This window comes from Neobacillus sp. S1115 (assembly GCF_055385565.1).
In genome coordinates this window covers 5,056,966-5,083,563 of sequence record NZ_AP038275.1, presented here as the reverse complement: position 1 = coordinate 5,083,563, position 26,598 = coordinate 5,056,966, and the positions used below count along the sequence as shown (strand labels likewise).

General features: G+C 41.2%; 22 protein-coding genes and 1 other annotated feature. Of the genes, 14 read left to right on the top strand and 8 right to left on the bottom strand.

Annotated elements, in window-relative coordinates; genetic code table 11:
* Positions 1–279 precede the first annotated feature (279 nt).
* From ACZ5B7_RS24965 to ACZ5B7_RS24955, 3 genes are all read right to left on the bottom strand, one after another.
* On the bottom strand, positions 280–1,194 hold the full coding sequence (locus ACZ5B7_RS24965; protein ID WP_464494566.1) for a beta-1,6-N-acetylglucosaminyltransferase: 915 nt from the start codon (positions 1,192–1,194) through the stop codon (positions 280–282).
* A 238-nt stretch (positions 1,195–1,432) separates the two neighbouring features.
* Positions 1,433–2,302, bottom strand: coding sequence for a metallophosphoesterase (locus tag ACZ5B7_RS24960; RefSeq protein WP_464491340.1), 870 nt, complete (start codon positions 2,300–2,302; stop codon positions 1,433–1,435).
* Between the two features lie 70 nt (positions 2,303–2,372).
* A complete protein-coding gene (locus tag ACZ5B7_RS24955) occupies positions 2,373–3,431 on the bottom strand; it encodes a lactonase family protein (RefSeq protein ID WP_464491339.1) in 1,059 nt (352 codons plus the stop codon).
* A 179-nt stretch (positions 3,432–3,610) separates the two neighbouring features.
* On the opposite strand from ACZ5B7_RS24955, the gene ACZ5B7_RS24950 reads away from it, so the two are divergent.
* Together ACZ5B7_RS24950 and ACZ5B7_RS24945 are read left to right on the top strand one after the other, a co-directional pair.
* Positions 3,611–4,312: a DsbA family protein gene (locus ACZ5B7_RS24950; RefSeq protein WP_464491338.1), complete on the top strand. Its 702-nt coding sequence runs from the start codon at positions 3,611–3,613 to the stop codon at positions 4,310–4,312.
* A 1-nt stretch (position 4,313) separates the two neighbouring features.
* A complete protein-coding gene (locus tag ACZ5B7_RS24945) occupies positions 4,314–4,736 on the top strand; it encodes a disulfide oxidoreductase (protein ID WP_464491337.1) in 423 nt (140 codons plus the stop codon).
* A 115-nt stretch (positions 4,737–4,851) separates the two neighbouring features.
* On the opposite strand, the gene ACZ5B7_RS24940 is transcribed toward ACZ5B7_RS24945, so the two are convergent.
* Positions 4,852–5,742 (bottom strand): DUF2935 domain-containing protein, encoded by an 891-nt coding sequence (locus ACZ5B7_RS24940; RefSeq protein WP_213144436.1) that lies wholly within the window; start codon positions 5,740–5,742, stop codon positions 4,852–4,854.
* 88 nt (positions 5,743–5,830) lie between these two features.
* The gene (locus ACZ5B7_RS24935) at positions 5,831–6,070 is read right to left on the bottom strand and encodes a glutaredoxin family protein (RefSeq protein ID WP_464491336.1); all 240 of its coding nucleotides are present in this window, start codon (positions 6,068–6,070) and stop codon (positions 5,831–5,833) included.
* Between the two features lie 274 nt (positions 6,071–6,344).
* Here ACZ5B7_RS24935 and ACZ5B7_RS24930 point away from each other — a divergent pair, with 274 nt between their 5' ends.
* The 3 genes from ACZ5B7_RS24930 to ACZ5B7_RS24920 all read left to right on the top strand — a co-directional run bounded on the left by ACZ5B7_RS24930 (position 6,345) and on the right by ACZ5B7_RS24920 (position 9,834).
* Complete coding sequence (locus ACZ5B7_RS24930; RefSeq protein WP_464491335.1) at positions 6,345–6,941, top strand: cell wall hydrolase; 597 nt, start codon at positions 6,345–6,347, stop codon at positions 6,939–6,941.
* Positions 6,942–7,135: 194 nt separating this feature from the next.
* Positions 7,136–8,554: an NAD-dependent succinate-semialdehyde dehydrogenase gene (locus ACZ5B7_RS24925; RefSeq protein ID WP_464494565.1), complete on the top strand. Its 1,419-nt coding sequence runs from the start codon at positions 7,136–7,138 to the stop codon at positions 8,552–8,554.
* Between the two features lie 155 nt (positions 8,555–8,709).
* Entirely contained in the window at positions 8,710–9,834 is a 1,125-nt protein-coding gene (locus tag ACZ5B7_RS24920) for an HAD family hydrolase (RefSeq protein WP_464491334.1), read from the top strand.
* Positions 9,835–10,129: 295 nt separating this feature from the next.
* Here the strand turns inward: ACZ5B7_RS24920 and serA are convergent, their stop codons facing one another.
* Positions 10,130–11,773, bottom strand: a complete 1,644-nt coding sequence (serA, locus tag ACZ5B7_RS24915) for a phosphoglycerate dehydrogenase (protein WP_423799403.1) — start codon at positions 11,771–11,773, stop codon at positions 10,130–10,132.
* Positions 11,774–11,875: 102 nt separating this feature from the next.
* Positions 11,876–12,089 (bottom strand) — a binding site (T-box leader).
* 291 nt (positions 12,090–12,380) lie between these two features.
* Between serA and ACZ5B7_RS24910 the strand changes: the two genes are divergently transcribed.
* From ACZ5B7_RS24910 to thrB, 3 genes are read left to right on the top strand one after another with little or no spacing between them, the layout of a single operon-like run.
* A complete protein-coding gene (locus ACZ5B7_RS24910) occupies positions 12,381–13,676 on the top strand; it encodes a homoserine dehydrogenase (protein ID WP_423799402.1) in 1,296 nt (431 codons plus the stop codon).
* Entirely contained in the window at positions 13,673–14,743 is a 1,071-nt protein-coding gene (gene thrC, locus ACZ5B7_RS24905; protein WP_213144442.1) for a threonine synthase, read from the top strand. Before ACZ5B7_RS24910 ends, thrC begins: the two co-directional genes overlap by 4 nt.
* Entirely contained in the window at positions 14,730–15,644 is a 915-nt protein-coding gene (gene thrB, locus ACZ5B7_RS24900) for a homoserine kinase (RefSeq protein WP_464491333.1), read from the top strand. The genes thrC and thrB overlap by 14 nt, the downstream gene beginning before the upstream one ends.
* 27 nt (positions 15,645–15,671) lie before the next feature.
* Here thrB and ACZ5B7_RS24895 read toward each other — a convergent pair whose 3' ends face one another.
* Together ACZ5B7_RS24895 and ACZ5B7_RS24890 are read right to left on the bottom strand one after the other, a co-directional pair.
* Entirely contained in the window at positions 15,672–18,212 is a 2,541-nt protein-coding gene (locus tag ACZ5B7_RS24895; protein WP_464491332.1) for a bifunctional diguanylate cyclase/phosphodiesterase, read from the bottom strand.
* A gap of 74 nt (positions 18,213–18,286) precedes the next feature.
* Positions 18,287–18,430 (bottom strand): hypothetical protein, encoded by a 144-nt coding sequence (locus ACZ5B7_RS24890; protein WP_423799399.1) that lies wholly within the window; start codon positions 18,428–18,430, stop codon positions 18,287–18,289.
* A 157-nt stretch (positions 18,431–18,587) separates the two neighbouring features.
* On the opposite strand from ACZ5B7_RS24890, the gene ACZ5B7_RS24885 reads away from it, so the two are divergent.
* The 6 genes from ACZ5B7_RS24885 (at position 18,588) to ACZ5B7_RS24860 (ending at position 26,596) form a co-directional block, all read left to right on the top strand.
* Positions 18,588–21,827, top strand: a complete 3,240-nt coding sequence (locus tag ACZ5B7_RS24885) for a BTAD domain-containing putative transcriptional regulator (protein WP_464491331.1) — start codon at positions 18,588–18,590, stop codon at positions 21,825–21,827.
* Positions 21,828–21,981: 154 nt separating this feature from the next.
* Entirely contained in the window at positions 21,982–23,178 is a 1,197-nt protein-coding gene (locus ACZ5B7_RS24880) for a substrate-binding domain-containing protein (RefSeq protein WP_378583421.1), read from the top strand.
* 77 nt (positions 23,179–23,255) lie between these two features.
* Positions 23,256–24,011, top strand: a complete 756-nt coding sequence (locus ACZ5B7_RS24875; protein WP_464491330.1) for an ABC transporter ATP-binding protein — start codon at positions 23,256–23,258, stop codon at positions 24,009–24,011.
* The gene (locus tag ACZ5B7_RS24870; protein WP_464491329.1) at positions 24,008–24,715 is read left to right on the top strand and encodes an ABC transporter ATP-binding protein; all 708 of its coding nucleotides are present in this window, start codon (positions 24,008–24,010) and stop codon (positions 24,713–24,715) included. Before ACZ5B7_RS24875 ends, ACZ5B7_RS24870 begins: the two co-directional genes overlap by 4 nt.
* Positions 24,716–24,732: 17 nt before the next feature.
* Entirely contained in the window at positions 24,733–25,593 is an 861-nt protein-coding gene (locus ACZ5B7_RS24865) for a branched-chain amino acid ABC transporter permease (protein WP_423799396.1), read from the top strand.
* A 4-nt stretch (positions 25,594–25,597) separates the two neighbouring features.
* Positions 25,598–26,596, top strand: a complete 999-nt coding sequence (locus ACZ5B7_RS24860; protein WP_378582662.1) for a branched-chain amino acid ABC transporter permease — start codon at positions 25,598–25,600, stop codon at positions 26,594–26,596.
* The last annotated feature ends 2 nt before the right edge of the window (positions 26,597–26,598 follow it).

Genomic DNA, 26,598 nt, shown 5'->3' with positions numbered 1-26,598 from the left:
CTTAGTGCTACCAAATACGGCACGTTCTTTACTAACTACATTGCTTTTATATGTAATCTATCGCTTTGCCTGATATAAAAGCGTATAAGACCGCTGATGACCCCATGATGATGGCAGCTATAGAATTACCCTAAAACGGACAGAATAAATCTGTCCATTTTAGGGTGAAAGTCATAAAATCGCTCGGGTTGCACTTCTGCGTTGCCCAATCCTGATTTTATGGCAAAAGCCAATATTATTTTTTAAAGGATGACGCTTTTATAAATCTATTATATTTTTCTAAGCTAGATTGTTGGATTTTCCATAAACAAGATTTTCCGCAGACCTTTCTAAATTGTATGTTACATGATCCTTAAAATAGTGAATAACTTCATTATCAATATTCTCATCAAACTTCCTCGCAAAAAATTGGTTTGAGGTTTTTATAGATTTAATGTCGTCATTTTTTAAAATAATTGGATGTGTTTTATCTGTGTTTTTAAGTCCCCATTTTATGAACATTAAATTGTTATCCACTACTCTATTTTTATATGGCGAATTCATTAATAGCGTTTGAAAGAACCATTCATCTGGAATTAATGCATTTTGAAATGACTTGTAATACCAACTATTTTCCTTTAGAAAGTTCAATATATACCTAGCTGTTTCTAAAGGAATACAAAACCATTGGGATCCATGGTATAAAGAATAATCTTTTGGCAATTTATACTTATTGGGAGATAAATTAATGCCTCTTCTATAAAGGAAAAAAACTAAATTTCTAAAGATTCTAAACGGATGATAATAAGAATATTGATTTCTCATTACCGGACTCCATTGAATATCAAAATTAGGATGACGTAAATTCTTCTTAGCCGTCATAAAGATATTATTCTTATTATTGAATAAGTATTCTTTCAATCCATTTTTGACTACTAAGTCTTGGCCGCTCCTTAAGCAAACAAAATCATAGTCTACTCTCGAATTTACTACTTCTTTTAGCAGTAAAATTGTTGCGTCTACTTGACTTATATCCCCCCATATAACATCTATAGGCTCCTTTAAAATATATACATTTTTATCTTTTAAAATTTGTTTAGAGACAGAATCATAATGTTTCCTATCTATGTGAATGTAAACGTCTGCTAAATCCTGAGCAATTAGCTGTTTGATAAAAACATTTACCTGCTCAGGATTCTTATGAACTAGTAATATAAAAGCTGTCCGTTTGTCAATAATTTTAATCCCCCCTACAATAACTTTTTAAATGATTATCTTTAAATGAATTACATGTTAAAAAAAGCCTTCTTCCTTTCGTTCTTTATAATGAACTAATTTAATTTTATATCTAAAACTAATAGTTTTCAAGAACAAGGAGTGGGGAAATTTAAATTATTTTCTTGCTTCAATAAATAGTTATATCTATTATTTAAGAATCCTTTTTATACTAAATCTAAAGTGTCAAATGAAACACCGTTATTTCCGGTCTGCAAAAAAGGCGAATCGGTAATTCAGTGGTGCCAATCCCTCGATTCACATACAAGGGCATTTTTCTTTTGCCTAACAGATAAAATCCATCGGAATAGTTGCTTGCAAGTTCCGGTTTAAAAATCGGTCCATAAAAGGGAATTCGTACCTGCCCCCCATGAGAGTGGCCGGAAAATTGGGCGCTGATTGGATGGTTTATACATTCATCAGCAATATCGGGCTCATGAGACAGCAACAGCACACAATCTTGATCTGTTAAGCCCTTAACAGCCTTTTCGATATCGGGATTCCCATACAATACATCATCAATACCGGCAATATAAAGGCGCTGCCCGTTAATCTCGATAAAATCATGATTATTTTCCAATACTTTGAATTGTGATTTCTCCAATGTTTGAATCACTTCGTCCTTTGTATAAAAATCATGATTTCCAATGACAGCCCATTTTCCTCCATGAAGTCCCTTTAAAGATTGTAGTAATGGAATAGCAGCTTCAGGTTGCTGGTAACCCCTTTTGACGAGATCGCCTGTTAGGAATATAATATTGGGTTTTAATTCATTTATCTTACTTATAACCTGTTGAAATTCCTTCACCCCATAATGGAACCCCAAATGCACGTCACTGAATTGAACAATCTTCCATCCCTCAAAAGCCTTAGGAAGGTTGCTTATTCTCAACTGCACTTCATTAATTTGATACCAGAAACGTTCAACCTTGAATGAATAGGTTCCCGTCATGAATCCAGCCGCAAGGAGACCTGCAAACATTTTGAAAGATTTAGTTAAAAAAGTTCGGCGGCTAATCATCCGCTGTTTGAATTCTAATTCAGTCATGCAGGACTCCTTTTTATAAAATGTTCTTATTTAAGAACATTATATAAAAAAGTCAAATATTACTCAACTTTTATACATGCAAAAACTTTACACACACCGGAAATGGGACCATGATATCTGATTTTAACAATGAGAGTTTTCCTGTTTTGGGATCCCTTGCATATAAAACAAGATTCCCCGATTCTTGATTCGAAGCAACAATAAACTTTTCAGACGGATCCAGCGAAAAATCCCTCGGCCAATCTCCTTCGGTAGACGTATGTTCTAAAAAGGTAAGTTCACCTGTTTCCCCATTTACCCCAAAAACAGCTATGCTGTTATGTCCGCGGTTTCCCGCATATACAAACCGTCCATCAGATGAAATATGAATCGCACTTCCCTGATTATTTTCTGTAAAATCATCAGGGAGAGTTGAAATATATTGTTTTTCAGTGAAGTGGCCATTTTCCGGATGATAGGTCAAAACTATAACCTCTGAGCTAAATTCCGTCATTAGGTAGGCATATTGGCCGTTTGGATGGAATGTAAGGTGGCGCGGACCGCTGCCTGCTTTCAAGGGCAATAGCTTTACTTTTGTCAATGTGCCATCCTCCTGCACTTCATAGGTGATAAGTGCATCCGTTCCTAATTCAACAACTGCCAAATACTTTTCATCAGGAGTAAGGGTAGCATAATGGGTATGGGCTTTCTCCTGCCTTGGGTCCGGTCCGCGGCCTTCATGATTTATGCTGGATGCTGCCGGCTGAATGGACCCATCTTCACGGTTAATAAGATGTGACTCAACCATTCCCTTATGGTAATTGGCGGTAAAGACATATTTCGTTTTGCTGTCAACACTTACATGGCAGGGAGGAGATCCCAGGCTCATTTGCTGGTTTATGGCTATAAGCCCCCCGTCCTCGTTTATTTTAAATGCGGCCACCCCGCCAGCATCCCCATCTTTCCCCACGGAGTAAAGGAACCGATTGTCCTTGCTTATATTTATGTATGTAGGGTTCTCTAGCTCTGCTGCAACCTGAACATCTTCTATTTTTCTTCCCTCAGTGTTTAAAGTAAAAGAGTAAATTCCTTTGCTCTCTCCTTTTGTGTAGGTTCCTATATAGCCGATATAATTATTGTCACTAGTCATGTCTGAACTCCTTTATATGTGATCCCATTTATTTTATCAATTTTTAGTGAAAAATATAAAGAATACCAACTAATCGCAAAATCAATTATTTGATTTATTACAGTAGATAAGTAATATTAAATCTATCTGGGTTTAAAATTCACTAAACATATAATAGTTTTCATTAAAGGAGTTTGATCATGGCAAATAATAAAAATACGAAAAACCAGAAGAATTCTTCGTCGAAATTCATATTTTGGGTAGTAGGGTTGATAGCCGTTGGTGTTTTGGCACTTATTTTTCTTGGAAACCACTCTAAGGACAAAGAGACGGTGAAGTCTAATGAAATTGACTACAGCCATCAGCCGTTCTTAGGTAAGGAATCTGCCCCAGTATCCATCATTGAATTTGGGGATTATAAATGTCCGTATTGTAAGCAGTTTTCTGCATCTGCTATCCCGTTTATTGAAAAGGAACTGGTGGATACGGGAAAAGCTAAATTCTACTTCTTTAATGATTCCTTTATTAATGTGGATTCTGAGCGTTCAGCGAAATTTGCGGAATCTGTATATGCGGTTCTTGGAAACGATACATTCTGGAAATTCCATGAACTTCTTTATAAAAAGCAGCCAGAAGATCAGAAATATGAAAAAATCGATCTTTATACGGAAGAGTTCTTAACAGATACACTAAAGGAAGTGGCCAGTGACAAAGAAGTGGATAAGGTGGTTAAGCACTTCAAAGCCGACAAATCTAAGGATGCCTGGCAAAAGGATATGGATTATGTGAAAAAGTTAAATGTTCAAGGAACTCCCGCATTATTTGTTAATGGTAAAAAGTTCGAAGGTCAATCCATCGACGACTTAAAAGAGATGGTCGAAAACGCCGCGAAGGGGAAGTAATATGAACAAATCCCTGCTTCTTTCCTGGATTGCCGCGCTTATCGCCACTTTAGGCAGCTTGTATTTTAGTGAGGTTCTGCATTTTATTCCCTGTACGCTGTGCTGGTATCAGCGGATATTTATGTATCCATTGGCGATTATATTAGGAATTGCTGTCTATCGAAACGATCTTGATATATATAAATACGTACTGCCATTATCAGTCATCGGTATGCTGGTATCCGGCTACCATACACTGCTTCAAAAACTTCCTTTCTTACAAAGGTTTGAAATGTGTACCAGCGGCGTACCGTGCTCCAAAGATTATATTAACTGGCTTGGGTTTATTACGATTCCTATCTTAGCCTTTATTGCGTTTACAATCATAACAATCAGCATGGTAATCGTTGCGCGCAGCCAAAAAGAAGAGACTATCCGCGGATAGTCTCTTCTTTAGCTAATAGGAATTATAAATTTTTCAAATTTATAATTCCTAACGCATAAATTCAACTACGCCTCTGTCTTCGTCCTAACGGACTCGCCAATCGGCAAGTTTACATTTATAGGCGCTGCTGTTCCTGCTGTTTTACCTTTAATCGTTCTTCTAAAACATGCACGATTTGCAGGAAATGATCAGCCTCTCTAACGACATGGTCGGCTAACAGCGGGTCGATGACATTTCTAATTTGGCAGGTCTTAATAAAATCCAGGCCGGCTTGCTTGAAAGCACGCAGTTCCTGAGTGGCACTTTCACTGTCTTTATTGAGTTTTCCAATAATAGGATACGTAGGGCTTTTTTTATACAACATTGATTCAACATCACGTGCCTGATTTAGGAGGACCTCAAAATCATCCCCAAATTTTCTGGCGGTAATCACCAAATTCCGTTCAGATTGATCGAGAAGGGAGGCGATAAAGCGCGAATGCTCCATCATAATTTTTAACCAAAAAACATTTTCTTTGATAATCGCATCCTGGATAGGGTCTAATATTCCATCATTTAATTTTTTTAAAGTCCTCATAAAGTATTCAGCTTCACGGGCGATATGGTCCACAAGAAGCGGGAAGTTAAACCCCATGACTTTACAATTAATGATTAAGATGAGCAGGTTCCGCTTAAAATTCCGCAATCCTAATACTAACTGAATGGTATCTTCATTTAATTTCCGTACTGCTGTTACATTATAAGGCGTTTGATGAGCCCTTTTTTCCTGCTCTGCAAAGTATTGATAAAATCGGTCCGTTTGCTGGATAAGCTGCTTGTCTTTTCGATTGAAGCCTTCCCCTAAAAAATAGGAATGCTCCTTCATAATTCGCAGCCAAAATTTATTCTCAGTTAAAGAACGTTCAATAAACATTTGCTCTGTAAGAGATTCGGGTGGTGCTGCAAAGTTTTCTGGGGCAGTTAACATTTTGTTAAATTCCTGTTCGCTAAGTCCTTGATAGACCATGAGCCGCCCTCCTTAAACACGCATAGTACATTATATTGATGCTTTTAGTGTTTATGTTAGGCCTGCTTGGTCCAATTTTTAAGAATTCTTACGTTAATTCAAGAAGCTTGTTCAATTTCTTCTCCTGAAATCCCAATACCAGTTTTCCATCAATAAAGGTAGCGGGGGTAGCGAAAATTTTCTTTTCCTTTAACTGATCCAAGTACGCTTTATTAATAGAGGCATTCCGCTCTTCGAATTTAATTCCCTTTTCTTTTAAAAATGTTTTTACCTGATCACAGTAAGAGCAGCCATTGCTGCTATATACAATTACTTCATGTGGGGACACCTGAAAAACCTCCATATACAATCTTGTAATTAAAGATAATCAATCACTTACTATATTACAATCTTGAAACATTATGTAAAAAAAGGACCGGAATCATCCATTTTCTCCAACCACTGGATTAACAAATAAGTTGGTGATTAATACCAAAGAGCATGGGAAGCCTATTATGCTAGTTACTGCACGAGTTTTCCACTTTTTAGGTAATGAATAAGTGTGTTACAACTGATAGCCTTGGTTGTAGAGAAAACGAGCTACGAATTTAGGAGGTTATCAAATGAATAAACTTAAAAAACTAGTGATTGCAGCCGGGTTAATGTTATCAATGTCAGCTTTTACTTTAAATGGACAAACAGAAGCAGCAACAACTACACACACAGTACAATATGGTGAGACATACTGGAATATAGCAAAAGGATTCGGTGTTCCTGTCAACAGCTTAATGGCTGCGAATAATAGCAGACCATTGATTGCAGGTAAAAATATTACTCTGCCAAACTCTCCAGTTACTGCGGCAGACAAAGAGTTAATGGCACGTTTAGTCCGTGCTGAGGCTGTTGGTGAGCCATATGCAGGTAAGGTCGCAGTGGCAGTTGTCGTCTTGAACCGAGTAAAAAGTGATCAATTCCCAAATAGCGTTAGAGAAGTTATCTATCAAATTTCAAATGGACACTATGCGTTTACTCCTGTAGAAAACGGTCAAATCAATCAGGCCGCTGATGCTGAATCAAAAAGAGCTGTCAACGAAGCAATAGCTTTAATGGGTAAAGGGAATGGTTCACTATTTTTCTATAATCCTAATACCGCTCAAAGCTCTTGGATTAAATCACGTCAAGTGACTGTAAAAATCGGCAATCATGTATTTGCAAGATAAGCTTAGTATTTCCAATAAAATATTTTTTAATAAAAAGCAGTGGATTCCAACAATTGGAATCGCTGCTTTTTTGTTCCTTAATTTAGATGCTTCTAATAGCCGTGTGATTGGATGAGTTGATATAATGGAAGCAGTACAAAAGGGAAGGGGAGAATGCAATGGATACTTTAGGACAGAAATATCAAATTTACCCAATGTATCTTGATGGTAAATGGGTAGGCCAAGATTATGAAACGTTAACGGAAGTCGTAAACCCGGCGACCAAGGAAGTCATAGGAGCAGTACCAACCGGAGGTGCTTTTGAAGCGGAGCAGGCAGTCGATGCGGCCCACAAGGCATTTAAAACCTGGTCGAAAAAAACGGCTGAAGAACGCTATCAGCTCCTCATGAAATGGTACCAGTTGATTGATGAGAACAAACTTGAAATCGCTAAAATTATGACAATGGAGCAAGGCAAGCCGTTAAAAGAGGCAGTTGGTGAGGTCCAGTACGCCAATAGTTTCATTTCTTGGTTTGCTGAGGAAGGCAAGCGGGTTTATGGGGAAACGATACCTGCTTCTCATCCAAACAAGCGCATTCTCGTACGCAAGGAGCCTGTAGGTGTTATTGCGGCGATTACTCCTTGGAACTTCCCTGCGGCGATGATTACTAGAAAAGTGGGTCCTGCGCTTGCAGCCGGTTGTACGGCGGTAGTTAAACCAGCTAATCAGACGCCTCTAACCGCGTTAAAGATAGCTGAACTTGCCCATGAAGCGGGAATACCAGAAGGCGTATTAAATGTGATAACCGGAAAATCCTCAGAAATCGGGGATGTTTGGTTGAAAGACCCTCGTGTTACTAAAATTACTTTTACCGGTTCGACCGAGGTCGGTAAAACATTAATGAGGGGCGCTGCCGAAACTGTGAAAAAAGTATCACTTGAGCTTGGCGGAAATGCACCGTTTATCGTTATGGACGATGCCAATTTGGCTAAAGCTGCGGCAGGCCTTGTCCAATCAAAATTCCGCAATGCCGGACAAACCTGTATTTGTACGAACCGTGTCTATGTTCAGGAAGGTGTAGCAGAGGAATTCACGAAGCTATTCCAAGCGGAATTGGAAAAGCTTAAAGTAGGAAATGGACTTGAAGACGGTGTTGATATCGGTCCATTAATCGACCAAGCCGCCCGCAGTAAAGTGGAAGAACTCTTACAAGATGCAATCGAAAAGGGAGGCAGGGTCGTTTATACAGGACTAAAACCGGCAGAAGAGAATGGCTATTTCTATGCCCCAACAATTTTAACGGATGTGCAGGATGACATGGAATGCATGAAGGATGAAATCTTTGGCCCGATTGCACCGATTGCGACCTTTAAGACGGAAGAAGAAGTGATTGAACGTGCTAATAATTCAAACTATGGTTTAGCTGCTTATGTCTATACCGAGAATTTGAGCCGATCGTTTAGAATCACGGAGCAGCTTGAATACGGTATCGTTGGTCTCAACGATGCGCTGCCTTCAGTTGCGCAAGCACCGTTCGGCGGATATAAGGAAAGCGGTATTGGCCGTGAAGGTGGTCATTTCGGAATTGAAGAATTTTTAGAAGTGAAATATATTTCCATCGGTTTGGACTAAAATAAAAAGCAAGCCGTGCACCAGAATGAACACCGGCGCACGGCTTGTTTTTATTTTTGCTATCACTGAATCTTCTCTCTTTTTACTTTTATTCAGTTCGTTTACTGTGGTACGATAACGTATAAAAGCAGACAGAGAAATGGGGTAATAGGAAATTGATTAAAACGATTTTATTCGACGTTGACGGGGTTCTATTAAGCGAGGAACGTTACTTTGATGCATCGGCGCTAACCGTCTGGGAGATGCTTATAAGCAGTAATTACTTGGCTTTATCACCTGAAAAATTCAAAACAGATTATAGCGATAAAGAAATAGAAGAAATTCGAAATGTTGTATTTGAAAATGATAAAATCCTGAAATTCCAAAAATCACGCGGCCTGAATGCCAACTGGGATATGATTTATTTATCATTTGCCCACCAGCTAATTCATCTACTTTCACAAATCAAAGAATATGAAATTGAAAACATTAGAAAATGGTGTCAAGAACCAATCAATCATAAAACCTTACTTGAGATTGGTGGGGTGTTGAATAATTATTCGGTTGAACTGGATTTTGGTTTGTTTGTGAAGGAGTTTGAGAGGTCCGAGGCAACTAAGCAAGAACTGCTTGATTATTTGAATGTGCTGACCTTTGAGAAGCTTGGTGTTGAAACCTCTAGTTTTCAAAAAGGGGAGCTTTGGTCTGTATGTGAGCATGTTTCTCAGGAATGGTATGTGGGCGATGACAATATTATTGCTTCAACCGGCAAGCCTTCTGTTCAGAAAGGCAAGAAAGGCTTTTTAGTTAATGAAACAACATTGGCTCCTAAAGAAGATATAGGAGAGCTATTTCAATTTTTAACAGCCTCGGGGATTGAGATTGGGATTGGAACAGGCCGTCCCGAATTGGAAACGATTCAGCCATTTCAACACTTGGATTGGTTAAAGCATTTTGATGTGAGTCGGATTGTGACTGCGGATGATGTCGCCAAGGCTGAGCAGGAACTTCCAGAAGGGAAATCTTTATCAAAGCCGCATCCGTATACCTACATATTGGGTCTGCATCGCAAAGATCTGTCCGTGCAGGAGTGTTTGAACACGCCGCTGCCAATCAAGGATGGCTATTCTGTCCTGATTGTGGGGGATTCATTGGCAGATCTTCTCGCTGCAAGGCAAATGGGTTGTCAATTCGCCGCTGTATTAACCGGACTCTCAGGAAAAGACGCCAGAAGTGAATTCGAAAAGCATAAAGCGGACTATATTCTCGAATCTGTGCTTGATTTGAGGGGTATTCTTTAAAAAGTTGCCTGCTATTAGCGTTTTTTTAAGTTTATTAGCGAATTTGAGGATTCTATTAGCGAATCAAAGTCATTTATTAGCGATTTTTAACGTTTTATTAGCGAATCTAACAGTAAGAACCGAACCCTAAAATTTCTATCGGCGAATTTTGAGGTCCAATCGGCGAATCGAAGCTTTTTATCGGCGAATCTCCGCCCTCAATCGGCGAATTCAACCATTCTATCGGCGAATTAAAAAGTTCCAACATAAAAAGGCTGCCCCTATAAAAGGAGCAGCCCTATTCAAATCCAAAAAATCAAACACTCTCCACAGCCTGCGGCTCAACGCGGCCTGCCTCAAACGTATCGACATTTGATAACTCCAAAAATTGTGCTTCGTCTAAACCAGGAATTTGGACAAGTTCACGGCTGACTTCAGTACCGAGCGTCTTATCAAGCGTCAACACCATGATGGCCTCGCCGCCAACTTCTGTACGGCCAACCTGCATGGTACCGATGTTGATTTGATAGTCTCCAAGTAAAGATCCTACCTTTCCAATCATCCCCGGCACGTCCTGATGTTTAATATATAATAGATATTTCTCAGGCTTCACGTCAATCCGGTATTGATTAATCTTTACAATCCGGGCACCGTAGCCGTTTAACACAGTGGCCCCAATCCGAGCCGTTTCATCACCTTGCGAAACTGAAAGCTCCAAATAATTGGCAAAGCCTTTATTCGTAGCATTTTTCTGCACATTATATGAAACGCCCTGCTCCTTCAACAAATGAAGCACGTTGATGAGATTGACAGAATCGCTTAAATGATAGGATAAAACACCTCTAAGCATTGTCCGTGTCAATAATTCTGTATCCTCATCGATTAGATCACCATAATAATTGATTTCTATTTTTGTAGGTGCAGAGTTTTTTAATAATTGAATGACAAGCTGGCCCACTTGGTCGCCAAGGACTAAATAAGGCTGGAGCTTGGCTTGCGTTTCGCCGGACATTTGCGGCATATTTACTGCATTTTGGATCGATTGGTTTTCAAAAATCTCAACGATTTCCGCGCTGACTTCTTCTGCTACTTTCTCTTGTGCCTCAACGGTAGAAGCGCCAAGATGCGGAGTAACGATAATATTCGGATTTTGCAATAGCTCTGGGTCACCAACCGGTTCTTTTTCAAATACGTCAAGGGCAGCACCGGCAACATGGCCAGATTGAATAGCCCGAACCAAGGCTTTTTCATCAATGATACCACCGCGGGCACAGTTCACGAAGCGGACGCCTTTTTTCGTTTTGCTTAAAAATTCATCATTAATAATTCCGCGAGTATCATTAGTCAGCGGTGTATGGATGGTAATAAAATCAGCCTCGGCCGCAATTAAATCAAGGCTTGCTTTTGTAATGCCAAGCTTTTTCGCGCGGTCTTCCGTCAAATATGGGTCAAAGCCCAAAATATTCATGCCGAAGCCTTTTGCTCGTTTGGCCACTTCAGTACCGATCTTGCCCATACCAACAACACCAAGTGTCTTTTTGTACAGCTCCACTCCTTTAAAAGAGTTGCGGTCCCATTCACCGCCGGAGGTCTTTTGGTGGGCTTGCGGAATTTTTCTTGCCATCGCCAGCATCATCGCCAATGTGTGCTCAGTTGCAGCAATCGTGTTGGCACCAGGTGCGTTAATGACGATGATCCCTTTCTTGGTAGCAGCGTTGACATCAATGTTATCCACGCCGACACCTGCTCTAGCAATGACACGCAGGCGGCCTGCTGCCTCAAGAAGCTCTCCTGTTACCTTTGTTTGGCTTCTCACAATAAGGGCGTCGTAATCACCGATAATCTTTTTTAATTCATCTGTAGGCAGTGTTGGCTGTCTTTCCACAATGAAATTGGCATGGTCGACTAAGCATTTTAAACCTGTCTGGCTGATTCCGTCGGTTACAAGCACTTTGTACATTTTTAAAACCTCCAGTTTGTTTTTTTATAAAAATTTTAATAGCTTACGGTATTTCATTGAAAAATAAAAAACGCCCCTCATAACAGACACAGTGGTCGTGTTATGAGGGACGTAAGTTAACGTGGTGCCACCCTCTTTTGCCGCAACACCGGTGCGGCCTCTAAGCAAATAACGGGTTGGTTATACCCGGGCTAGCCTACTAAAATTTCAGCAGCCAGTTCAGAAGGGCTGGGCATTATAGAAATTAGCACCGGTTCGCAGCGTCCACCGGCTCTCTGAAACTATTTCCTATTGCCGTCTTCATCATCACTTTTTCATTAATAGAATACACCCAATTGAGTGAAATTTCAAAATTCAACTGAATATAGGCATTATTCTACATCCCGCTTTCGGGCTTGTAAAGGGGTTAAATTCAAAAAAATTTGCCAGTTTTCTCTGAAAATTTTTACTCAAAATGAAGAACCTTGCTATAATGCAATAGTAAGCGATTACAGCGGGGAAAAGTCAGAAATATATCTATTGTAAAAAAATGAACAGACCCTTATAATGTCTACAATAGAAATACAATTGTTCACACCAGAAGGACATAGGAACGGAGGGGAAATGGGTGAAAGCAATTTCGATTGGATTACTGGGGTTGGGTACCGTTGGCTCAGGTGTTGTCCAAATTATTAAAAATCATCAGGATAAATTAATGCACCAGGTGGGCTGCCCAGTAACGATTAAAAAAATTCTGGTTCAAAATTTAATTAAAACTAGACCTGTTGAAATCGAAGCAGGATTATTAACGAATAATGCTGATGACATCTTATTGGATGAAGAAATAGATGTTATCATCGAGGTTATGGGCGGAATTGACGCCACAAAAGACTATTTGATTACGGCCCTCCGTCAAGGCAAGCATGTTGTGACTGCCAATAAGGATTTAATGGCGCTCCATGGCTCCGAACTGTTAACGGTGGCATCAGAGTATGGCTGTGATTTGTTTTATGAGGCGAGCGTGGCTGGCGGCATTCCGATTCTTAGAAGTTTGGTGGATGGCCTTGCTTCTGATCGTGTTACGCAAATGATGGGGATTGTCAATGGAACAACAAACTATATTTTAACGAAAATGAGCAATGAAGGCCGCTCCTATGATGAGGTGCTGAAAGAGGCACAGGCTCTCGGTTTTGCGGAGACTGACCCGACATCTGACGTTGAAGGATTGGATGCAGCACGTAAAATGACCATCCTTGCTACATTGGGCTTCTCCATGCACATTGATTTAGAGGATGTAAAGGTGAAGGGCATTTCTGGCGTAACGGAAGATGATATCCGCTATGGGAAACAGCTTGGCTATACGATGAAGCTGATTGGATATGCCCACCGTGAAGGAGAAAAGGTCGAAGTCAGTGTCGCCCCTACTTTCTTGTCTGACAATCATCCGCTTGCTTCCGTTCAAAATGAATACAATGCTGTTTATGTGTACGGTGAAGCTGTGGGGGAAACGATGTTTTACGGGCCTGGAGCAGGCAGTCTGCCAACCGCAACCTCCATTGTTTCTGACCTGGTCGGTGTAGTGAAAAATTTGCGGCTCGGCGTGAATGGGAAAAGTGCCGTCACTCCGCAATATCCAAAGCAATTAAAGGATGATAACGAAAAATATTCGAAGTACTTCCTGCGTATCCACGTCCGCGATGAAGTTGGTGTTTTTGCCGATATAACGACGATTTTTGCCAAGTATGGGGTCAGCTTTGAAAAAATTCTTCAGCTGCCAATCAAGAAACATGAAACATCAGAAATTGTCCTAGTAACCCACAAAGCTTCTTTAACAAGCTACGATGGAATTCTACAGGAGTTAAATGACCTGCAAGCTGTAAAAGAAATAAAAAGTGCATATAGAGTGGTGAGGAAAACGATATGAGATGGCCAGGATTAATTGAAGCATATAAAGAATTTTTACCAGTAAATAATGAGACACCAAGGCTAACGCTAAATGAAGGAAATACCCCGCTAATTCACTTGCAGAATCTTTCCAAGGAATGGGGAGTAGAGCTTTATGTAAAAGTAGAAGGAGCCAATCCAACTGGTTCCTTTAAGGACAGAGGAATGGTAATGGCGGTTGCCAAAGCAATTGAGGAAGGCAGCAAAACTGTCATCTGCGCCTCCACCGGAAACACTTCAGCTGCCGCTGCAGCATATGCAGCCCGGGCGGGTATCAACTGTATCGTTGTGATTCCGGAAGGGAAAATTGCCATGGGCAAACTTGCTCAGGCGATGATGTATGGGGCCGAAATCATCTCCATAGAGGGGAATTTTGACCAGGCTCTTAAAATGGTGCGAGATATCAGCGAAGTAGAGCCAATCACATTGGTTAACTCAGTTAACCCTTTCCGTCTGGAAGGGCAAAAAACAGCTGCATTTGAGGTTTGTGACCAGCTTGGTTCAGCACCTGAAATTTTAGCGATCCCGGTTGGAAACGCCGGTAACATCAGTGCTTATTGGAAAGGCTTTAAAGAATATAACAGCAAAAAAGAAACTGGTCTGCCAAGAATGTTCGGTTTTGAAGCTGCAGGGGCCGCCGCTCTCGTACATAACCGGGTGTTTGAAAATCCGGAAACAATCGCAACAGCGATTCGGATTGGAAACCCGGCTAGCTGGGATTTGGCGGTTAATGCAGTAAAAGAATCTAACGGTCAGTTTGATGAGGTTACCGATGATGAAATCGTCGCGGCTTATAAAAAATTAGCATCCACGGAAGGTGTTTTTGCAGAGCCGGCATCCTGCGCTTCCATCGCTGGTGTTTATAAATCATTACAAAACGGGAAAATCGCCAAAGGCACCAAAATTGTCGCTGTTCTTACAGGAAATGGCTTGAAGGATCCGGACACAGCTATTCAGAGCAGTTTGGTGAAACCTGTTGTATTGCCAAACGATGAAAAGGCTGTAGCAGAGCATATTCGAGGGGTTGTCGGGCATGCCGCTGAATAATCAATGGTTGATCAAGGTTCCGGCAAGCACAGCCAATCTTGGTCCGGGATTTGATTCCATGGGACTTGCGGTAGATCTGTATTTAACTTTAGAGGTGGAGAAAAGTGACAATTGGGAATTCTTTTCTCCTAACCCTGAATTAAACCAGCTTCCAACTGATGAAACCCATTTTATTGCACAAATTGCCCTTGAGACAGCTAAGAAATATGGAAAAGAGCTAACTCCTTGCCGTGTAAAAATGGAAAGTGAGATTCCCTTGGCACGAGGACTAGGTTCCAGCGCTTCTGCTATCATTGCAGGGATTGAACTTGCTGATATCGTGGGTGGCTTAGACCTGACAAAGGAGGAAAAGCTTCTATTGTCAACTGATATAGAGGGCCATCCGGACAATGTCGGGGCATCCCTTTATGGGGGCCTTGTCATTGGAAGTTATCGGCAAAACGAAGTGGAGATGCTGAGCTTTTCTAATCTTTCCTTTGAAATGGCTGCTGTTATTCCAAAAGAAATCTTATTAACTAAGGATTCACGTGGAGTACTGCCAAATAGCTTTTCGATGAAAGAAGCGATCGAGGCTTCTTCAGCTGCGAACGTATTGGTGGCATCCCTGTTAAGTGAAAATTGGGAAATGGCCGGAAAAATGATGGAACGAGATCGGTTTCATCAGCCTTATCGGAGACCGCTAATTCCTTTTTATCAAGACGTTGAACAATTTGCAAAAGAGAATGGGGCATTCGGAACAGCATTAAGCGGTGCAGGCCCAACTGTCCTTTGCTTTGCTGAAAAGGGCAATGGCCGTCAGCTGGTTACAGATATCCAAAAGGCCTTCCCGGAAATGACCGTAAAGCTCTTGCAAATTGATTCCTCCGGCAGCAGAGTCTGTGAAACAGCGAAACGGAAGTAATTTAAAACAAAGCAAAAAGAGGCTGAATCATTCAGCCTCTTTTTGCTTTCTCAAATATTCCTCAAAATCGCTTTTATTTAATGGTCTACTAAATAAATAGCCCTGCATCAAACAACAATCTCTAGAAAGTAAAAATTCCTTCTGATATTCCTTTTCAACTCCTTCTGCAATTACTTGAAGCTTTAAGCTTCGGCCCAGATTAATAATCGCTTCGGGAATCTCGGAGTTCTCAAAATCTTCTTCGATATTCTGAATAAAGGATTTATCTATTTTTAAGCAATCGATCGGTAAATCTTTTAAATAGCTTAAAGACGAATAGCCCGTCCCAAAATCATCAATAGAAATGGAGATTCCTAAACTTTTAAGTGTACGAAGTGATTGAACAATTTCTCGTGAATTATTCAAAAGAATGCTTTCTGTAATCTCAATTTCAAAACAGTCAGGACGTAATTCACTATTGGCAAGAATTTCTTCAATCATCGTGACCATCTTACGTGGTTCCTGAAACTGCCGGGCAGAAAAATTTACCCCTACTGATAACGGAATAGGCAGATTCCTGTTCCAGACGCTTACCTGACTGCAGGCTGTTTTCATCACAAATTCCCAGATTGGCTGAATTAATTCTGTTTCTTCGGCAATCGGGATAAAAATTTCCGGCGAAACAATACCCAATTCATCATCCGTCCATCGCAGCAATGCTTCAACACCAAAGATGGTACCTTCTTTTACATTCATTTTTGGCTGGTAATAGACTTCTAATAATTCATTTTCAATCGCTTTTCTTAAGCGAGCCTCAAGATGTGGTCTTTTTATATTCGCCTTTCTTAACTGTTCTGAAAAAACAACAACTTTGTTTCCTCCCATTTTCTTCGCCGTATACATGGCCGTGTCTGCGTAGATAATGAGACTTTCGATATTATCTGTGTGCTCGGGGTAGATGCTGACACCACAGCTGGCTCCCATATAAATTTCTGTTTCATCAAGAAAATAAGGGGCTTTTAGGTTGGTAATAATGCTCTCTGCAGCACTCTTTGTATCTTGTAAATTATAATTGAACAATAAAATAATAAATTCATCGCCGCCCTGCCTGATGATGAAATGATTTTCATTATTGGGCAGGCTATCCTTTATTCGGCTGGCAGTCATTTTGAGGATTTCGTCCCCTTTGGAATGCCCAAAGGAGTCATTAACTTCCTTAAAACGGTCCATATCCATGAAAATAACCGATAAGGTTTCTCCATTTTCATTCGCCCTATTTACAATCGAAGGGAGTTTTTCTTGAAAATATCTTCTGTTAAGCAGTCCTGTTAACGCGTCATGATTCGCTTGGTATTCGATAAATTCCCTGCTCTGCTGGAGGTCCGTTACATAGTTGTGCAGGTCCTTAGACAAGGCATTGACGTTTTCCGCCAGCATGCCAAGCTCATCTTTTCGTTTTAAATGAAGGTTTTTTCCAAAATTGCCTTTGGCAATTTCATTGACCCGATCCACAATATAACCAATCGGCCTTGTAATAGAGCTTGAAAAAATAAAGCTGATAATTAACACGATAATCATAATGATGATGGAAAGCAGGATATGAACCTTCAGTTCATGCGCCAATTCGTTTTCTATCAGGCCATAATCATAGACAAGGCCAATCACAAAGGCTGTGCCATTGGCAGAAGCAGGGACAAAGGTTTTCATTACGCTTTTTCCATTTAATTGGGCTTTGTAGGATTGTGTTTTTCCCGTTTTCATCGCTTTTTGGACTAAAGGAGTATCCTTTTTATAGTTTTTGTACTTTTTATAGTCACCGTACCACCAAGGCCGGGCAGAAATGCGCATATAGCTGTTTCCGTTTAAAAAGACGAATTCCTTCTTTTTTCCGAAATTCTTTGGATTAAAAACAGTTAACTCCAAAATGCCTTTTTGCTTTGTATAATCTTTAATAAACTTTGTAGGGCCAAAAAGATCTTCGTATTCAATAGCTTCGCTGTCCCGGAAATAAGGGTTAATGATATAATTCGTTGTCCCATCATAATAATAGCCCCATTTGTCAATATGGTCCGGGTTCGAGGAAGCAACTTCGATCGGTCCTGACCAATAATTTGGCAGAGTTAACCCCTTTCCGACCGTAACTGGCTTTAAAGCAAAAAGCTGCTGATAGGCATCATACCAATAGCCCCATCCCTTGGTGGACATGTTAATTTCTTGAGGGTCGGATGATTTCACGCCAATAATGTCATCCTTTGTCTTTGCCATTAAAGTAATGTGTGAGACACCGACATCCTTGGCTATTTTTTTGAGCTGCTCGTTTGAGACATCCTCCCAGCGGGACGGAAGCTGATCCTTGATGGCGAGGGAGGCAATCCGTAAATCCCTGCCAAGAATATCTTCAACATATAAGGAGCCCTTGGTTGTATTTTTGACATGATAGGAAATTTCCTTTGTGATCATGGAAATCTCTCGATTGTTATTACTAATGAGCTGATTTTTTGACCGAATATAATGAAAGGCATTATTGGTAACTAAAATGATAAATACAAGCAGACAAAATAATAGCGGAAGTTTTTTCTTTATAGACAAGCTTTAACACTCCAATGAGCAGCATACACTTCCTTTTAATAAGGTGTGTATGCTGTTGTAGATTAGGGGACAGATTAACCCTTTATTCCATGGAGCCATTCTTCATAGCATTCATCACATAGCGTTTCATGCCTTTCTTGATCGGCTGAAACAAACGAAACTTGATGAAGATGTTTTTCCTCAAACTGGTTTGTGCAATAAAAGCATGTATCAGGCATTTTCTATCCTCCTTTATAAATATAGATAGTTTAGTTTCTTCCCGCAACCTTAGTTTTATAATAGAAAAAAATCTTTCAGTAACTCGTCCTATGATCTCCCAGTATGGTAAAATAGTGTAAAAATTGGGAATTTTTTTAGAGGGGGAGGCCTTCAAGTATGAAGCTTCCAATTATTCAAACGAAGCTGCGGGTTCCTGCGGTGAAAGATGAGTTTCTAAGAAGAGCAAATCTTACGAGGAAGCTGAAGAAAATACCAGAACATCCCTTAACTATTATTCATTCCGGGGCTGGCTTTGGAAAAAGCACCGCACTTGCCTTGTTCATGAAGGACGAAAATATTAATGGCTGCTGGTATTCCATCTCTTCTATGGATGATGATGTCCTTCCGTTTCTGTCTCATATTATCCATTCCATTCGAAAAGCTGCCCCTGAGTTTGGCAGAGAGTTGTTAACCTTTGTGGAAACCACAGATCGTTATATCCGCAATGAAGAAATAGGTTTCCTCTGTTCTTTGTTTATTAATGAAATCCTTGAAACCAGTTCTAAAATCATTTTGATTTTGGATGATTTTCACCAAATTGAACAGTCCTATACCATTAATAGTTTCATGGAAAATCTTCTCGAGCATATCCCCGCGAATTTGCATATTGTGATCTCCAGCCGAAGCCGTCCGGTTTGGAAGCCTCTTACAAAAATGAAAGTGTGCGGACAATTGCTGGAAATTACCAAAGAGGACTTAATTCTGACCATCGAGGAAATGGAATTGCTCTTGTTGGACTTATATGGGCTGTCGATGGAGCATCATCATTTATTAGCCATTTATCAAGTAACAGAAGGATGGATTATTGCCACATGTATGATTGCCCAGCAAATTCCCTTGAAACAGGACATTTCCGCTTTAATTGAGCAATCTTCCCTGTCCCTTCATGACTTTTTTCAGTATCTAGTTTTGGAAGTGTTTTCAAAGCAGCCGCCTATCATTCAGCAATTTCTTGAACAAACATCTATTTTTGAGGAGATTGAAGAGGAATTATGTGACGAAGTCATCGGCATTCAAGCGGCCTCAAGTATGTTGGAACAGTTAAAAGACCGAAACCTGTTTATCCAAAAAGTCGACTCAAAGCATTATCGTTACCACGCATTATTTAAGGATTTTTTAGAAAATCATTTTGAAAAGAATCATCCGGAAAACTTTATCTTCCTGCATGAACGATGTGCCCGTTTTTATGAAAAAAGGGAGCTTTGGGAAAAGGCACTTTATCATTACAAAAAAATAAAACAGTTTAAAGCGATTGCCTCCATATTGCAGGAAAAGGGCTTTCACATGCTGGAAAGCGGTAAATTGGAAAGCTTAGCGGATTTGTTAAAAAAAATCCCTGAGGATGAGTTCGATACCTACTATCTTCTTTGGCTATTGAAAGCGGAGGTATACCGATACCGTTCCCAATATCTTGACGCCGAAGAATGTTATCATGAGGCTTGCGAAGGTGCCCGGAGGAGAAATGATTTCCTAGGAATGAGCAGGGCCTTAGAGGGAAAAGCAAAGATTTACTTGGACACGATTCAGCCTCAGCGTGCAGAACAGCTTTTATATGAAGCGATTGCCCACCGAGAAAAAAGCAATAGCCCCGTGGAGGAGAGCGGCAGGCTTTATGAGTTATTATCCGAGAATCTGCTTAACTCCGGGAAAGCAAAAAAAGCGGAGGTTTGGCTAAAAAAAGCCAAGGAGTCAACTATTTCCAAGCTTGACGGAAGCCTCGAGGCAAGATTGTATCTACGAACAGGACGGTTTGAGGAAGCAAAGAAATTTCTATATATGAAAAAAGCTGAAGTGACTAATGTTCAACTTTCTTCCCTGCCGCAGGCACACCGTGAAATTGACTTATTGCTTTCCATTATCGAGGCGTTTACAGGAGAAGGGAATAAAGCAAAGGAGCTTGCCCAGGCAGGCATCCAGCAGGGAATCAGCTTGAAGGCTCCATTTGTGGAGGCCTGCGGGTGGATTAGGATGGGGCACGCTGTTCAAATTTTGAATAAATATGATTCTTCGTTAGCGGAAAACTGCTATCAGACGGCACTAGAATTGATGGATAAATTGCAAGTTGACCGTGGTAAGGCAGAGCCATTAATGGGACTTTGCATTTTATATGGCGTCAGAGGGGAATTCGAACGGGCGATGATGGCCGGTAAACGTGCTTTGCAGGAGACGGAAAGAGTGAATGACCTTTGGCTTTCGGCCATGATTACGCTTGGCATGGGAATCACTTGCATTCATAATGAACGATTCTCAAAGGCCCTGGATTACTTGGAACAAACGAATACCATGTTTGTACATTGTGAGGACTCTTATGGTCAAATGCTCAGCAATTTCTGGCTGGCCTATTGTTTTCACATCGAGAAAAATCGGGAACAATTCAGGACAGCAATGCTTGAGTTTTTAAATATTGTTCAAACACACGAATATGAATTCATTTTTCATAAAAGATCTGTCTTTGGTCCAAGAGATTTGCAGGTGTTCATTCCTATGTTAATAGATTGTTTAAAAGAAGACGGACAAACAGGATATGCGGCCAAAATTCTGCAGGATATGGGAATTGCCGCCTTAGAATCCCACCCTGGCTATTCCATCAGGGTCCAAACCCTTGGGCAATTCAGGATTTGGCTGGCGGATAAGGAAGTCGGTGAAAAGGAATGGCAGAGAGAAAAGGCAAAGGAACTATTTCAATTATTGATGACTACCGGTGAATTAATTTCAAAAGAAGAGATTATTGCAATCCTTTGGCCAAATCAAGAGCGAAAAAGTGCTGACCGGGACTTTAAGGTGGCCTTAAACAGCCTGCAGAATGTCCTTGAACCCGCACGGAAGGCAAGGGCTGCCCCTTTTTTTGTGATAAGAGAAGGAAGCTTTTATGGATTAAATCCACTGGCGGTGATTGAATTGGATACAGTCCTTTTTCAGGACTTGATTCAAAAAGGGCTTCAGGAAGCAGAACCTGAGAAAGGGCAGCTTTTTTTGGAAAAGGGCTTAAAGCTCTATCAGGGGGAGTATTTGCCTGACCGCCGCTACGATGATTGGTGTATCAGCAAAAGGGAGAGGATGCTCGTTTATTTCCTAAGAGGAGCGGAAAAAATGGCTCAAGCCTATGTTCGTCATGAAAATTATAATGGGGCCATTTTCTGGTGTGAAAAAATATTGGAGCGGGACCGTACCTGGGAAGAAGCATACCGGCTGCTCATGTACTGCTACTATCGTAAAAATAACCGGCCGCAGGCCTTAAAATGGTATCAAAAGTGCACCGAGGTCCTCGAAAAAGAACTAGGTGTTTCGCCGCTTGAGCCAACAAGGCATATGCGTGACATGATTATGGAATCTGACAGCTATATACAACCAATCTGACAGCCTGAAAAAAAGGCTGTTTTTTTTTGTAACTTCTTTGTAACTCCTATTTCCTATGATGAAGTCAAAGCATTTCCATGATTGACCTGAAAAATTTTAAGGGGGAAGAGATGTGAAGGGAAGCAGAAAAAGATGGGCATTTTTAGGATTACTAATGTTTGTGATGCTGTTTGCCAGTGCATGCAGCTCGGACAAATCATCATCAGAGCCGAAGGACAACGGTGGAAAGAAGGAAGAAAATAAAGCCCCAATTAAAATCGGTGTGCTTGCATCAAAAACTGGAGCCTTGGAGTCCTACGGTAAACAAACATTAAGAGGCTTTGAGCTGGGACTACAATATGCTACAGACGGAAAGATGGAAGTGGATGGCAGAAAAATTGAATTCTATGTGGAAGATACCGAAACGAAGCCGGAAGTAGCTGTACAAAAAGCAACGAAACTATTAGAAGAAGATAAGGTGGATTTCTTGGTTGGATCGTCTAGTTCTGCTGATACATTAGCAGTACTTCCGCTGGCTGAGGAATATAAAAGAATTATGGTGGTTGAACCAGCTGCAGCGGATACGATTACTGGATCCGAGTTCAACCCTTATATTTTCCGAACAGCACGGAACTCTTCACAGGACGCAGTTGCCGGTGCAGCAGCCATCGCGAAAAAGGGTGTCAAAATTGCGACCCTAGCTCCTGATTATTCATTTGGACGTGACGGGGTAGCGGCATTTAAAGAAGCGGCTAAGAAATTAGGTGCTGACATAGTAAAGGAAGAATATGCGGATCCGGCAGCAACGGATTTTACCTCTAATATTCAAAAAATCATTGATGCCAAACCTGATTACCTATTCGTAGTCTGGGCGGGTGCTAACTCTCCATGGAAACAGATTGCCGATATGAAGGTTCAGGAAAAAGGCATCAAAATCTCAACCGGAGCACCGGATATTGCGGCCTTATCTACAATGGCGCCGCTTGTAGGAATGGAAGGCTTCACTGTCTATTATCATGATCTTCCAAAAAATAAAATCAATGATTGGCTTGTCGCTGAACATAAAAAGAAATTTAACAATGAGGTTCCCGACCTATTTACACCAGGAGGTATGAGTGCGGCAATCTCCATTGTGGAAGCTGTCAAGAAAACAAAAGGCGATACTGACGCCGATAAATTGATTAAAGCGATGGAAGGAATGAGCTTTGAAACACCGAAAGGAAAAATGACCTTCCGACCTGAGGATCACCAGGCACTGCAGTCATTATATGCGATTAAGCTTGAGAAAAAGGATGGCGTGAATTATCCGGTTCCGGTATTAATGCGCGAGCTGACTCCCGAGGAAACCGCTCCGCCAATTCGTAATAAATAAATTTCACAGGTGAGTGGGGGGATTAAGGTTTAATCGGGTCCCCCTCTTCCTATTTGTAATCTAGGGTGGTGATATGTTTGGCAGCATTGATTGAAACAAATGATTTATCGATAACCTTTGGCGGCCATACCGCGGTTGATTCCGTTACATTAACAGTTCCTGAAAAACACTTTAAGTCAATTATCGGGCCGAATGGCGCCGGAAAAACGACCTTTTTTAATCTATTAAGCGGGCAGCTTACACCGACAAAAGGGAAAATTTATTACCGGGGGAAAGACATCACTGCTTTTTCACCGACGAAACGAACCAGGGCAGGAATTGGCCGTTCCTTTCAAATTACAAATGTATTTCCCAATTTAACCGTTTTGGAAAATGTCCGGCTCGCTGTCCAATCGCAGGCGGGAATCCGCTATCAAATGCTATTTCATTATAAAAAATATCGCCAATTTGAAGAGAAGGCGCTGGAATGGCTGAGGCTGGTGCTTCTCGATGACAAACAGGACTCACTTGCCGCTAACCTTGCCCATGGTGAAAAGCGGAAGCTGGAAATTGCCATGCTGCTGGCATTGGAAACAGAGGTTTTGCTACTGGATGAACCGACCGCGGGGATGTCCCTGGAGGAGGTTCCAGCGATTTTGGAAGTCATCAAGCGGATTAAGCAGCAAGGGGTTCGAACCATCATTCTAATTGAACACAAAATGGATATGATTTTAGATTTGTCCGATTCTGTAATGGTTTTGTTTAACGGCAGGCTTCTGGCTGACGGCACGCCAGAGGAAATCATGAAAAATGAGACGGTTCAGTCGGCCTATTTAGGAGGGCTTTACGAATGAGCGAACTACTGCAGCTAAAGGACATAGAAACACATATTGGCCAATATCATATTCTTCAGGGTGTTTCGTTGGAAGTGAAAAAGGGAGAAGTGACCGTTTTGCTTGGCCGAAATGGAGCAGGTAAGACGACCACTTTACGGACTATCATGGGGTTTACGCCTGCTTCCAAAGGAAGTGTGATCTTTAAAGGGGAGTCCATTCAGACTCTTGCCCCCTATACCATTGCCAAAAAAGGGATTGGTTTTGTACCGGAAGACCAAGGGATTTTTTCAGGCTTAACCGTTGAGGAAAATATGAAGGTGGCAATGCAAAAGGAAAATACAGAAACCTTGAAGAGAATGGATTGGATCCTGAAGCTGTTTCCCGACTTGAAAAAGTTTTGGAAAAAGCCGGGAGGGCTGTTAAGTGGCGGGCAGAAGCAAATGCTGGCCATTGCCAGGGCCTATATTAATGAGAATGAATTGCTGTTAATCGATGAGCCGAGTAAGGGATTGGCTCCAATCGTTGTGGAAAAGGTGATGGAATCCATTACCCAAATGAAGGAGCAGACAACCATTGTTTTGGTCGAGCAAAATTTCATGATGGCGAGTACGATCGGTGACCGTTATTACATTATTGATGACGGCCAGACAGTAAGCCATGGAACAATGCAGGAATTGAAAGAAAACGAGGAAAAGAAACGAAAATATTTAGGTATCGCCTAGGAAAGGGGAAGACCTTTGTGGATTTATTCTTCAATTTGGCCTTAAATGGGCTGGCGACTGGGATGCTCATTTTCCTGCTGGCGGCCGGGTTAACGCTAATATTTGGGTTAATGGATGTATTGAACTTTGCCCATGGCGGGTTATTTGCCTGGGGAGCTTACAGCGGTTTATGGATTTATGGAAAAACGGGGAGCTTTCTGATTGGGATTGCCGGTGCCATCCTGACCGGATTCCTTTTGGGAATCATCACGGAAAAATGGATTATCAAACCGGTTTACGGCAATCATGTCCAGCAAATTTTAATTACACTTGGGCTCATGCTTGTGCTTTCGGAAATGCTGAAGGTGATTTGGGGACCTAATCAAATTACCGCCACGCCACCGGATTATTTAAAGGGAAGCTGGGAACTAGGCGGCGTGATTATCATTAAATATCGGGTATTTATTATTTTGGCTGGCCTGCTTATTTATACGTGTGTGCAATTTTTGCTCAAAAAAACGAAAATCGGCCTTGTCGTCCGAGCTGGCGTAATGAATAAGGAAATGGTCCAGGCATTAGGTATTAATATTCAAAAGGTATTTATGTTTGTATTTATGATTGGTTCAGGAATGGCCGCTCTCGGCGGAGTTCTTTTGGGGCCGTATTCCGGAGTCATCCATGCCGGGATGGGAATGGAGTTTGCCATTTTAGCCTTTATCGTGGTAGTCATCGGGGGCATGGGCAATTTCAGTGGTTCCATTTTGGCGGCCATTCTGGTGGGGCTGTCCGGTTCGTTTATGGCGTACTATGTTCCGGATTTGTCGCTTGCTGTTAATATGCTGTTGATGGCAGTTGTATTGATTATTCGGCCGCAAGGGCTATTTGGGGCAAAGGGGTGAGAATATGAAGTGGTTACGAACCAATAAGGGGACAACATTATTTTGGATAGTTGCAGCATTTCTCTTCCTCTTGCCATTTGTCTATGAATCTCGTAATCTGATGATTTTATTAACGCAAATATTTATTTTTTCGGTATTTGCAATGAGCTATGACCTGCTCCTTGGTTTTACCGGTATTGTTTCTTTTGGTCACGCGATGTTTTTTGGAATCGGAGCTTATTCGATTGGGATTTTTATGAAGCGATTTGAGCCGACGATGCTGAATTTCCTGCTTGCACTATTGGCAACACTTGCTTTAACGGCGCTGGTCAGCTTTTTAGTCGGGCTTTTGACGCTCCGCTTAAAAAGCCACTTTTATGCGATGTTAACGTTGTCTTTATCGGGATTGTTTCTAGTAGCGGCGGAAAAATGGCGGAGCCTGACCCATGGGAATGATGGCTTTACATTTCGTGTTCCGGAGCAATTTATTGACCGGACCGATTACTATCTGATTTGTCTGCTGATTATGGCGGCGGTGTTTATGATTTTAAAGCGGTTTACCAATTCACCATTGGGACGGGTGCTTCAAGCGATTCGCGAAAATGAGCAGCGCACCGAGTCACTTGGCTTTCATGTCCTCCACTATAAAATTGCCGCAAGCATTGTTTCCGGAGTATTAGCTGGTGTTGCGGGTATTCTTTATGCGATGTCACTACGGTTTGTCAATACAAGTGTTTTTTCGATGGACATCACATTGGATGCGTTGTTAATGACGATTATCGGCGGTGTCGGCACACTATATGGTGCGATGATCGGTGCCGGATTAATTGAATTTGCCCACGACTGGCTGACAGAGCTGGCGAAAGAGCATTGGATTTTTGAACGCTGGATTATCTTTTTTGGCATTATTTATATTTTAGTCGTCATGTTTTTCCCGAAAGGAATTGTCGGTACGTTAAGGACCATAACCTGGAAGCGGAAAAAGCAGCAGGCAGTCAATAAAAAAGAAAAGCTGGCGGGCTAGAA

Coding starts and splice junctions, on each gene's coding strand:
- ACZ5B7_RS24960 (WP_464491340.1), bottom strand. CDS start 2,302: ATGACTGAATTAGAATTCAAACAGCGGATGATTAGCCGCCGAACTTTT.
- ACZ5B7_RS24955 (WP_464491339.1), bottom strand. CDS start 3,431: ATGACTAGTGACAATAATTATATCGGCTATATAGGAACCTACACAAAA.
- ACZ5B7_RS24950 (WP_464491338.1), top strand. CDS start 3,611: ATGGCAAATAATAAAAATACGAAAAACCAGAAGAATTCTTCGTCGAAA.
- ACZ5B7_RS24945 (WP_464491337.1), top strand. CDS start 4,314: ATGAACAAATCCCTGCTTCTTTCCTGGATTGCCGCGCTTATCGCCACT.
- ACZ5B7_RS24940 (WP_213144436.1), bottom strand. CDS start 5,742: ATGGTCTATCAAGGACTTAGCGAACAGGAATTTAACAAAATGTTAACT.
- ACZ5B7_RS24930 (WP_464491335.1), top strand. CDS start 6,345: ATGAATAAACTTAAAAAACTAGTGATTGCAGCCGGGTTAATGTTATCA.
- ACZ5B7_RS24925 (WP_464494565.1), top strand. CDS start 7,136: ATGTATCTTGATGGTAAATGGGTAGGCCAAGATTATGAAACGTTAACG.
- serA (WP_423799403.1), bottom strand. CDS start 11,773: ATGTACAAAGTGCTTGTAACCGACGGAATCAGCCAGACAGGTTTAAAA.
- thrC (WP_213144442.1), top strand. CDS start 13,673: ATGAGATGGCCAGGATTAATTGAAGCATATAAAGAATTTTTACCAGTA.
- thrB (WP_464491333.1), top strand. CDS start 14,730: ATGCCGCTGAATAATCAATGGTTGATCAAGGTTCCGGCAAGCACAGCC.
- ACZ5B7_RS24890 (WP_423799399.1), bottom strand. CDS start 18,430: ATGCCTGATACATGCTTTTATTGCACAAACCAGTTTGAGGAAAAACAT.
- ACZ5B7_RS24885 (WP_464491331.1), top strand. CDS start 18,588: ATGAAGCTTCCAATTATTCAAACGAAGCTGCGGGTTCCTGCGGTGAAA.
- ACZ5B7_RS24880 (WP_378583421.1), top strand. CDS start 21,982: ATGTTTGTGATGCTGTTTGCCAGTGCATGCAGCTCGGACAAATCATCA.
- ACZ5B7_RS24870 (WP_464491329.1), top strand. CDS start 24,008: ATGAGCGAACTACTGCAGCTAAAGGACATAGAAACACATATTGGCCAA.
- ACZ5B7_RS24860 (WP_378582662.1), top strand. CDS start 25,598: ATGAAGTGGTTACGAACCAATAAGGGGACAACATTATTTTGGATAGTT.